The organism is Sphingomonas sp. OTU376 (assembly GCF_038440415.1).
Lineage (GTDB): Bacteria > Pseudomonadota > Alphaproteobacteria > Sphingomonadales > Sphingomonadaceae > Sphingomonas > Sphingomonas kyeonggiensis_A.
The window spans coordinates 1-9,784 of sequence record NZ_JASATQ010000108.1 but is presented as its reverse complement, the minus strand read 5'-3'; the positions used below and the strand labels follow the sequence as shown (position 1 = coordinate 9,784).

8 protein-coding genes are annotated in these 9,784 nt (G+C 67.9%); 1 reads left to right on the top strand and 7 read right to left on the bottom strand.

Translation table 11 applies throughout. The annotated features are described in order from the left end of the window. Positions 1-172 precede the first annotated feature (172 nt). Positions 173-1,528, top strand: coding sequence for a POT-type proton-dependent oligopeptide transporter (locus tag AAHM44_RS24005; protein ID WP_269575481.1), 1,356 nt, complete (start codon positions 173-175; stop codon positions 1,526-1,528). Here AAHM44_RS24005 and AAHM44_RS24000 read toward each other — a convergent pair. The 7 genes from AAHM44_RS24000 to AAHM44_RS23970 form a co-directional block, all read right to left on the bottom strand. Beyond that, positions 1,486-2,253 (bottom strand): DeoR/GlpR family DNA-binding transcription regulator, encoded by a 768-nt coding sequence (locus AAHM44_RS24000; protein WP_342251569.1) that lies wholly within the window; start codon positions 2,251-2,253, stop codon positions 1,486-1,488. The two genes, AAHM44_RS24005 and AAHM44_RS24000, sit on opposite strands and share 43 nt — an antisense overlap. 99 nt (positions 2,254-2,352) lie before the next feature. Then, a complete protein-coding gene (locus AAHM44_RS23995; RefSeq protein ID WP_342251568.1) occupies positions 2,353-5,367 on the bottom strand; it encodes a TonB-dependent receptor in 3,015 nt (1,004 codons plus the stop codon). A gap of 150 nt (positions 5,368-5,517) precedes the next feature. After that, the gene (locus tag AAHM44_RS23990) at positions 5,518-6,447 is read right to left on the bottom strand and encodes a copper resistance protein B (RefSeq protein ID WP_342251567.1); all 930 of its coding nucleotides are present in this window, start codon (positions 6,445-6,447) and stop codon (positions 5,518-5,520) included. Next, positions 6,444-8,114, bottom strand: a complete 1,671-nt coding sequence (locus AAHM44_RS23985) for a copper resistance system multicopper oxidase (RefSeq protein WP_446746024.1) — start codon at positions 8,112-8,114, stop codon at positions 6,444-6,446. Before AAHM44_RS23985 ends, AAHM44_RS23990 begins: the two co-directional genes overlap by 4 nt. Positions 8,115-8,349: 235 nt before the next feature. Continuing rightward, complete coding sequence (locus AAHM44_RS23980; RefSeq protein ID WP_342251565.1) at positions 8,350-8,916, bottom strand: RNA polymerase sigma factor; 567 nt, start codon at positions 8,914-8,916, stop codon at positions 8,350-8,352. Continuing rightward, positions 8,913-9,353, bottom strand: coding sequence for a Spy/CpxP family protein refolding chaperone (locus AAHM44_RS23975; RefSeq protein WP_269576463.1), 441 nt, complete (start codon positions 9,351-9,353; stop codon positions 8,913-8,915). The genes AAHM44_RS23980 and AAHM44_RS23975 overlap by 4 nt, the downstream gene beginning before the upstream one ends. Then, positions 9,350-9,619, bottom strand: coding sequence for a hypothetical protein (locus AAHM44_RS23970; protein ID WP_269575486.1), 270 nt, complete (start codon positions 9,617-9,619; stop codon positions 9,350-9,352). The genes AAHM44_RS23975 and AAHM44_RS23970 overlap by 4 nt, the downstream gene beginning before the upstream one ends. Between the last annotated feature and the right edge of the window lie 165 nt (positions 9,620-9,784).

Here is a 9,784-nt window from a genome sequence, read left to right as displayed (position 1 = left end):
TCCCCCCCCCCCCCCCCCCCCCGGGGGCCCAGGGTTTCTCTGCCGTCCCGCTCGTGACCCTGGACCCCGGCTTCCGCCGGGGAACAGCTGATATGCGCGCGCCCATGATGCAGACTGTCATAACCCTGTTGCGAACCGCCCCTAGCAGCACCGCCGGACAAAGGCGGGCGAGATGGAATCGGGCGCTGCAACGGACAAACTGCTGAGCCCCCGCTTCCTCGTCCTCGCGGCGATGGAGTTCTGGGAGCGCTTCGCCATGTCCGGCATGAAGTCGCTGCTCGTGCTGATCCTGGTCGATCACGTCCTCGCCGGCGATCTCTCGCGCATCCTCGGCGCCGCCGCCGTCCGCGACGCCAGCACCGCGCTCTTCGGCCCGGTCTCGACCACCGGGCTCGCCTCGCAGCTCTATGGCTATGCCAATGCGCTGATCTATCTCTCGATCCCGCTCGGCGGGCTGGTCGGCGACCTGGTCGGCAGCCGGCGGCGGATGGTGGCGGGCGGCGGCGCGCTGATGCTGCTCGGGCTGATGCTTATGCTGAGCAACCGGAGCTTCCTGATCGGCCTGGTCCCCTTCGCGATCGGCACCGGCCTGCTCAAGGGCAACCTGTCCGCCCAGGTCGGGCTGCTGTTCGAGGACGAGGCGCAGCGCCGGCGCGGCTATGCGCTCTATCTCGGCTTCCTCAACGCCGGGATCATCTGCGGGCCCCTGGTCTGCGGCACGCTCGCCGCCCTTGCCGGCCCGGCCTATGCGATCGGCGCGGCGGCATTGGCGCTGCTGGTCGGCCTGGTCTTCTACGCCCGCAACGGCACCGAGCCCGTCCATGCCAGGGCGCACGCCGCCACCGGCACGAAAGCCGGCCCGCTCGCCGCCACCGCGCTGCTGATCGTCGCCCTGACCGCGATCTATCTCTGCTATTCGGCCTATGAGCAGCTCAGCAACATCTTCCTGGTCTGGGCCCGCGCACATCTCGACCTCAGGCTGGGCAGCTGGGCGATGCCCGTCGCCTGGTTCCTCTCGCTCGACGGCGCCTTCACCCTCGCGCTGATCGCGGTGTCGCAACTGGCGATGCGAATGCTTGAGCGCGGCGGGATCACGATCAGCGCCGCCACCCAGATCCTGATCGGCTGTCTGTTCTGCGCGGCGGGCTATCTCGTCCTCGCCCTCGGCACCACCCTGACCGGCGGCGCTATGCCCCTGGCCTGGGCGCTCGCCTATCTGCTGCTGATCGACATGGCGATCGTGCTGATCTGGCCCTCGGGCCTCAGCCTGATCGCCGGGATCGCGCCGGGCCGGCTGGTCGGGCTATGGATGGGGCTCTTCTATCTCCACGGCTTCTTCGCCAGCCTGTGGGTAGGGTTCAGCGGCGTGTTCTACGAGCGGATGCCCGCGGGCCAGTTCTGGCTGCTCCACGCCGGCGTCGCGGCGGCCGGGGCGCTGCTCATGCTCGCCGCCGGCCTGCCGCTGCTACGCGCCGTCCGCGCCCGTCAGGCGACCACCACCTCGGCATGCGCGAAGGCCCTGGCATAGTCGCTGTCGAGCGGCCGGTCGGTCACCAGGATGTCGACATCGGTCAGCGCCGCCGTCTGCACCAGCGCATAGCGCCCGAACTTCGACGAGTCCGCCGCCAGCAGCACGCGCTTGGAGGTCGCATAGGCGATCCGGCTCATCTCGGCCTCGCCCGGATGGAAGTCCATCAGCCCGCGCTCGATGCTGATCCCGCCGACCGACAGGATCGAGAGATGCGGCGAGAAGCCGCGCACATAGTCCTGCGCGCTGTGATCGGAAAAGGCGCGATAGTCGTAATCCATCTGCCCCCCGGCCAGGAAAAGCCGGTTGTTGTTGATCCCGCCCAGGTCGTTCGCCACGCGCAGCGAGTTGGTGATGACCGTGAGCGAGCGCCGCTCGACCAGCTGGCGCGCGATGAAGCAGCTCGTCGTGCCGGAATCGATGAACACGATCCCGCCATCGGGCACGAACTCGGCCGCGACCGCTGCGATGCGCTGCTTGGCATCGGCATTCTCCTCCATCCGCTGGTGGAGCGGCCCTTCGAGCACTGGCGCGGCGATACGCGCGCCGCCATGTTCGCGGATGATGACACCCTGATCCTCGAGCGCACGCAGCTCACGGCGGATCGTCTCGTCCGACACCGCGAGATCCGTTGCCAGCGCCGTCACCGACAGGGTTCGTCCGCTGCGCAGCCGCGAGATGATCTCGCGCTGGCGCTGTGACCTCTTCTCTATCGCTCCCTCCATCGCTGTCTCCGCTGGTTGCGCGGAGAGACATGCTGGGCACCCGGTAATTTGCAAGCAGGAATGCCGGGGCCGGCGTGAAACCGGCCCCGGCGAACCACCTTAGAAGCCGAGGCGGGCAGTAAGCCGCATCGAGCGCGGCGCCTGGTAGTTGACCGGCGAGCGATAGTCGGGGTTGGTCGAGCCATCCCCCTGCTCGCCGAAATTGTTGTACGACGTCACCGACTTGCTGTTCAGCAGGTTGAAGATGTCGATGCGGATCGACGCATCCACGCTGTACGGCAGCGGCAGGCGGAGCGACGCGCTGACGTCGATCTGGGTGCGCCAGTCGCCGTTGAACGCGGTCCCGCGCGGGATCAGCTTGCCCTGGCAGTAATAGCCATAGCCGCGATAGGTGTTGGCATAGGCATCGACGCTCAGCGGCACCGCGCCGATGCAGCTGTAGTGCTGCGGCGACTGGACCACGGCATTGGCGCCAACGTCGATCATGTCGTTGAGGCGGTAGCTGCCATAGGCCTTGAAGTTGTGCCGGCGGTCGCTCGGCAGATAGCCATAGGCGCCGTTGACGAAGCCCGGCGAGTCGAAATCCGCGGTGCGGTTGATCGCGAGCTGGCCGTTCTCCGAGCGGACGCCGCCCTCGTAATTGCCCTTGTTGAACGCGAGCGTGTACGAGGCCGAAAGGCTCCACTTCTGGTCGAAGGTGCGATCGAAGGTGAGCGTCACGGCGTCATAGTTGCGGCTCGGCTTGGGATAGCCGAGGTCGGATGCCTTCAGCGTCACTGTCGGGGTCGAGCCGTCCGGCAGCGAAGCGAGCTGCACGGTCACGTCGCGGCCCGGATTGGCGATGACGAACTGGCGGCCGCCCGGGAACGACGCCTGGCACTGCGCCGCGGTGAAGCCCTTGGTCATGCAATAGGCGCGGGCGCCGATGTCGACCGAGATGTCCTCGATCACGTCCTTGAGCCGGCGATGGGTAAAATAGGCGCCGATGCGGACATGGTCGGCGAACTGGTGCTCGGCGCCGAAGATGAACTCATTGTCCGACTGCGGCTTGATGTTGCTCGCGATCGCGCCCGAGGGGTTGAACGCCGAGCCATCGGCCGAGACTTCGCAATTCTTCACCTTGGTGTCCGGGCATGCCGTGGTGTTGGCCACCGTCAGGATCGCCGCGCCCGCGTTGGGCACATTGCCCGCGCCGCTGGTGCCGGTGAACAGGTTGTAGCGGGTATAGGTGATCAGGCTCCCCGCGACGTTCAGGTTGAGGTCGCCGGCCATCGGCAGGTAGTACTGCGCATAGGATCCGAAGATCTTGGTGCGCCCGTCGCCCAGCGGATCGAACGAGGCGCCGACGCGCGGTGCCCAGAGGTTACCCGATTCGAAGAACGACTTGCCGTTCACGCCCTGGTTGCTGAAGCGGTCGTTGCGCAGGCCGAGGTCGAGGCGCAACCGGTTGTCGAACAGCGACCACTGGTCCTGGATGTAGAAGGCTTCGTTGCGCACGTGCGCGGTGCCGTTCTGCGCATAGACGCGGGTGGTGTAATATTGCGTGCCGACCGCCTGGCCGATCCGCGCCGCCGATTCCGCGGTGACGGTGTAGATCTTGTACGCACCGCCGCCGATCGTCTCGAAGGTCTGCTGCTGCGTGTCCTTCTCATGGTCATAGCCGATGCGGACATGGTGGCTGCCGAGCAGGTGGAACTGCAGGTCGACATCGCCGCGATAGAATTCGCGCTCATTGTCGGTCTTGCTGTAGGCGTCGGTCACCTTGTTGGCGCCGATCTGGATGCCGGCCGGATCGGTGCGGTAATCGGTCACCTGCGGGTTGGTGATGTCGAGCGGGACGTTGCCCGAGCGCAGCTTGTTGACGCCGTAGGCGCCCGACACGGTCAGCCAGGGCGTGATCGTGCCGGTATAGCGGCCAACATAGTTGGCGCCGCCCGAGCGAGCATCGGTGCCGCCGGTCTTGCCGCCCAGCGTGAAATTGGTGCGATCCCAGTTCTGGCTGCGGTTGCGGGTGTCGTTGGTGGTGTCGAAATAGGTGAACTCGAGATGGTGGTCGCCGGTGATGTACGCATCGACCTTGCCGCCCCAGAACGGGCTGGTGTTGACCACGCTGGTCGCGTTGTTCTGGTTCGCCGAGGGCGTCATCGAGCGGATGTTGCGGAAATTATAGAGGCCGTAGACGAACAGGTGATCCTTGATAATCGGGCCGCTCGCCTGGAAGATCAGCTCCTGCCGGCTCGCCGTGGCATGGCGATAGTCGGTGGTGCGGGTCGAGGGCGAAGTGCTGCGCAGGTCGTTCGGCTCCCAGATGCCGGTCACGCTGGCATGATATTGGTTCGAGCCCGACTTGGTGGTGGCGACGACATACCCGCCGGTCGCGCGGCCGAACTCGGCCGGGGCGCCGCCGGTCTTCACTTCCACCGTCTCGTAGAAGTCGAACGGTACTTCGGTCGGCTGGCCGCCCGAGACGAAGTCGGTGACGTTCAGGCCGTTGATGAAGAAGGCGTTCTCGGTGAATGCCGCGCCGGCGACCGAGACCTGGTTGGCGAAGCCGCCGTTCGAGGGCGAGCTGCCCTGCACGGTGCCCGGGGTCAGCAGCATCACGTCGCGCAGCGAGCGGCCGATCGGCACGCGCTGGGTGAGCGAGGCGAGGTTGATCGTCGCGCCGACGGTGGTGTCCTGGAAGTCCGCGGTGCGCTGGCGCGATCCGTTGACGACGATCTCGTTGCCGTCCTGGCTCGCCGGGGCGAGGCGGAAGCTGTTGGCGCCGCCGGTCTCCCGGGTCAGCGCGATCGCGCTCTCGGTATAGGTCGCATAGCCCTGGGCGGTGACGGTGAAGTCGTAGTTACCCGGGGTGAGCTGCGGGAAGGTGTAGGCGCCCGAGCTGTCGGTGGTGACCGTGCGGCTGACGCCCTTGTCCGACGAGGTGATCTTCACTTCGGCGCCGGCGAGCGGCGTGCCGTCCTCGGCGGTCACCCGGCCCGATGCGGCGATGTTGGTATAGTCCTGCGCATGGGCGGACGGAGCGGCGAGGATCACGGCCGGAGCCGTGGTGCTGAGCATCAACAGCGCGCGCAGGAAAGCGCGCGACGAAAGTCGCGTATGGGCGAGCATGGGACCCCCAATGGTGATCGAAATTGCTGCGACCGGCGGGTTACCGTGCCGCAGCCGGGGCACTAGGCGCGCTGCGTGGATATTTTGTGACAATCGGGCATCAAATGCACAAAAATCCCACAGGCCGGTATTTGGGTGCGCCGGGTCTCCTCAGAACCAGGCCCGCACGCCCGCGACGAAGCTCGCCCCGCCCGTGCCGTCGCTGCGCGCCCGCGCATAGTCGGCGGTCCGCCCCAAGCTCCGCTCCCAGCTCACGCCGATATAGGGTGCGAACTCGCGCACCCGCTCGTAGCGCAGCCGCAGCCCCAGTTCGGCGCTAGACAGCCCCGCGCCCACCCCGTTCGCCTTCATGTCCTGCGCCGACAGGTTGAGCTCCGCCCGCGGCCGGAGGATCAGGCTCTGGGTGATCCGCTGGTCATAGCTCCCCTCGACCCGGGCGCGCACATCGCCCTTGTCCGAGAGGAACACCGAACCCTCCAGGTCGAACCAGTACGGCGCCAGCCCCTCGACCGCGAGCACCGCCCAGGTCCGCCGCGGCCCGCGCCCCAGGTCCTGCCGCACGCCCGCCTGCAGGTTCCAGTACGGATCGATCGCCCGGCCATAGAGCGCCTGCACCTCGGCGCCGTCGATCCCCTTGCGGAACACACCCTCGCCCTGCGACTTGATCCACAGCCGGTGGATGTCGCCACCCCACCAGGCCTCGCCCTGCCAGCGATAGCCGGTCTCACCGCTCCGCACCTGCACCTCGGCCAGATCGAGCATGACCTTGCTCAGCTGCATCCCGCCATGCTCCATCCGCACCGCGCGCTGGGACGCGGCCATGGCCTCCGCCCCCCAGAAGCGGTCCGCCGCGCGTCCCGGCACCGGAGCGGGCGCGGTCGCATTGCCCGCCGGCAGGTCGGTCCCAACCTTCCCCCCCTCGCCCGCCATGTCATGCCCGGCATGCGGATCGGCCGGCGCAGGCGTGGGAGTGGGCGCGGGCATCGGCATCGACGACATGTCATGCCCCTTATGGTCCTGCGCGATCGCCGGCACCGCCAGCACCAGCGCCGCCGCGCCCGTCAGCCACCGCGCCTTCATGCCGCGTCCCCCGCGAGCGGGCGGACCTGGACGGTCTGCATCATCCCGGCATGCATATGGTAGAGCAGATGGCAGTGGAACGCCCAGTCGCCCGGTTCGGCGGTGACGTCCCAGCTCACCTTGCCCCCCGGCGCGACATTGACCGTGTGCTTGCGCGGCGCATGATCGCCATGCCCGGTCACCAGCTCGAAGAAATGGCCGTGCAGATGGATCGGATGCGCCATCATCGTGTCGTTGATCAGCGTCACCCGCACCCGCTCGCCCGTCTCGAACGCCAGCGGCACCTTCGCGTCGGAGAATTTCACCCCGTCGAACGCCCACATGAAGCGCTCCATATTGCCGGTCAGGTGCACTTCCATCTCGCGCCCCGGCGCCCGTACATCGGGATTGCGCTCCAGCGCGACGAGATCGCGATAGACCAGCACCTTGTGCCCGACATCGCCCAGTCCCTGCCCCGGCTCGCCGGTGCGGTCGACCGGCATCGGCGCGATCGTCTGCACCCCCGGCCCCATCGTCACCTGCGGCGCATTGGCCGGATCGCGCATCTTCATGCTCATCGATCCGTGATCCATGCCCGGCATGTCGCCCATGGCCATGTTCCCATGATCCATCCCGGACATGTCCATCCCCATGTCCTTCATCGTCGCGATCGGCCGCGCGCGCAGCGCCGGCACTTCGGCAACCATCCCCGCCCGCGGCGCCAGCGTCGCCCGGCCCATGCCAGAGCGATCGACCGCCTCGGAGACCAGCGTGTACGCACGGTCCTCCGGCTCGACGATCACGTCATAGGTCTCGGCCACGGTGATCTGGAACTCGTCCACCGCCACCGGCCGCACGTTCATCCCGTCCGCCGCGACGATCGTCAGCTTCAGCCCCGGGATACGCACATTGAAGATCGTCATCGCCGAGGCATTGATGATCCGCAGCCGCACCCGCTCGCCCGGCCGGAACAAGGCCGTCCAATTGTCCTTCGGCCCATGCCCGTTGACCAGATAGCTATAGGTCGATCCGGTCACGTCGGAGATGTCGGTCGGGTCCATCCGCATCCCGCCCCAGTCGAACCGGTCCTTCGCCGTCTGTCCTCCGGCGCCGGTGAGCGTCTGCTTCTGCCGGTTGAAATAGCCCGGCTGCTGCTTGAGCTTCCTGAAGATCGCATGCGGATGCAGCGGGCTATGGTCGGACAGCATCACGACATGCTCGCGATCGAAGCGCACCGGATCGGCATGCTTCGACTCGATCACGATCGGCCCGAATAGCCCCACCTGCTCCTGCAGCCCCGAATGGCTGTGATACCAGTATGTCCCCGCCTGCACGACCGGGAACTCGTACATAAAGCGCGACCGCGGCTTGATCCCCGGAAAGGAAATCCCGGGCACCCCGTCCATCTGGAAGGGCAGCAGCAGCCCGTGCCAATGGATCGAGCTGTCCTCGTCGAGCGCATTCTCGACATGCACGCGCAGCTTCTGCCCCTCGCGCAACCGCAGCAACGGGCCCGGCACGGTGCCGTTGATCCCGATCGCATGGCTCTCGCGCCCGTCGACGCTGAGCATCTGGTGGGCGATGCGGAGGTGGATGTCCTCGCCGGAGACCTCGGGCAGTGCGCCCGGTGTGTTGCTCTGCGCCCAGGCCGGGAACCAGCCCCCCAGCGCCACCCCGCCCCCGGCCATCAACAACTGCCGCCGATCCAACACGTCTATCTCCCATGCGCGAGAACCGCGCTTACCCGGAGTTACGCGGGAGATCGGGATTGCCCTCCCGCGGCATGCGATTTTTCGCTCCCCTCCCTGGAAGGGAGGGGCCGGGGGTGGGTGGCGGCCTGGCGATACGGATGAGGCTCGCCTAACACGAGCTATCTCGCGGTCATCCACCCACCCCTAACCCCTCCCTTCCAGGGAGGGGAATTCACGAACCCAAAACCTCCCCCAGCCGTATCCGCGCCCGCCGCAGCCGCGTCTCCACCGCCTTCTCGCTGACCCCCAGCGCCGCCGCCGTCTCGGCCTGCGACAGCCCTTCGATCGTCCGCAGCACGATCACCTCGCGCAACGAGGAAGGCAGCCCAGCGATCGCCCGCGACGTCCGTGCCAGCGCCTCACGATCGGCGATCTCGACATCATGCCCGGGCCGGTCCTCCGCCACGCGCTCGGCCGCATCGTCGATCGGCAAGGCAAAGGCGATCAGCCGGCGCACCGCGCGCCGCCTGCCCCAGTCCCGGCACTTGTTGATCGCGATCGTGGTCAGCCAGGCCCGCATCGGCCGCGCCGGATCATAGCGGCGCAGCGCGCCATGCGCGGCCAGGAACGTCTCCTGCACCAGGTCGAGCGCCTCGTCGGGATCGCCGATCGACCCCGCCACGATCCGGTAGATCGCCTCGCGGTGCCGCTGCAATATCTCGGCGAACGCCGCCGTCCGCCCGGCCAGGCTCAGCGCGGCAAGCTCGCCGTCGCTCAGGCTGGCGAAATCCAGGCTCACCGGGTCTCGGCGGTCAGCGCCTTCACCACCGCCTTGTCGAACTTCGCCGCCTGGTCGGGACGCAGCACCGCGCGCATCGCGAAGATATGCGCCAGCGTCTCCTTCTGCATCTCGCCCATCGTCACATGGATATGGTCGACCGCCGCGCGCACGTCCGGCCCGGCCGAATGCTCGCTCTCGATCGCCGCCGCCAGCCGGGCATTGTCGGCGCGCTGCGCCATCTCCAGCGCCTGCTTGCGCAACGCGAACTGCCGCTCCAGCGTCTCGATCTTCGCATGCTGCGCGGCATCGAGGTCGAGCCCCGAATGGAGCAGCGCATGCAACTCGCCGCCCGGCGGCTGCGCCGCCGGCCACAGGAACCGCCCCGCCGCCACGCCGCCCAGCGCCGCGACGAAGGCGATCAGCGCGATCAGCAATACCCGCCGCGCGCCCATCAGCTGCCGCCCAGCAGGGTCGAGGGCGCCAGCGCCAGGCTGCTGTCGAAGGTCGCGACCTTGTGCGCCGGCGCCTGCATCGCCCAGCTGCCTCCCAGGCCCATGCCCACCGCCAGCACCGCCGCCAGCGCGCCGGTCACGGCAAAGCGGTCCTGCCGCGGCCGAGGCGCGGCGATCCGGTCGAGCACCGACGCCGACATATCCTCCAGCCCCGGATGCACCGGCCGCGCTGCCAGCCGCCCGAGCATTTCGTCCAGATCGTCACCCATAGTCCTGGCCTTCTCCCCAGCCCCTTACGCACTGCGCGCCGCCTGCCCTCAACGCAAAGCGAAAAATTCCCAAATCCTCCCCCCACAGGGGGAGGATTGCCGAATTCACCCATACCGCTCCCCGGGGGGGGGGGGGGGGGGGGGGGGGGGGGGGGGGGGGGGGGG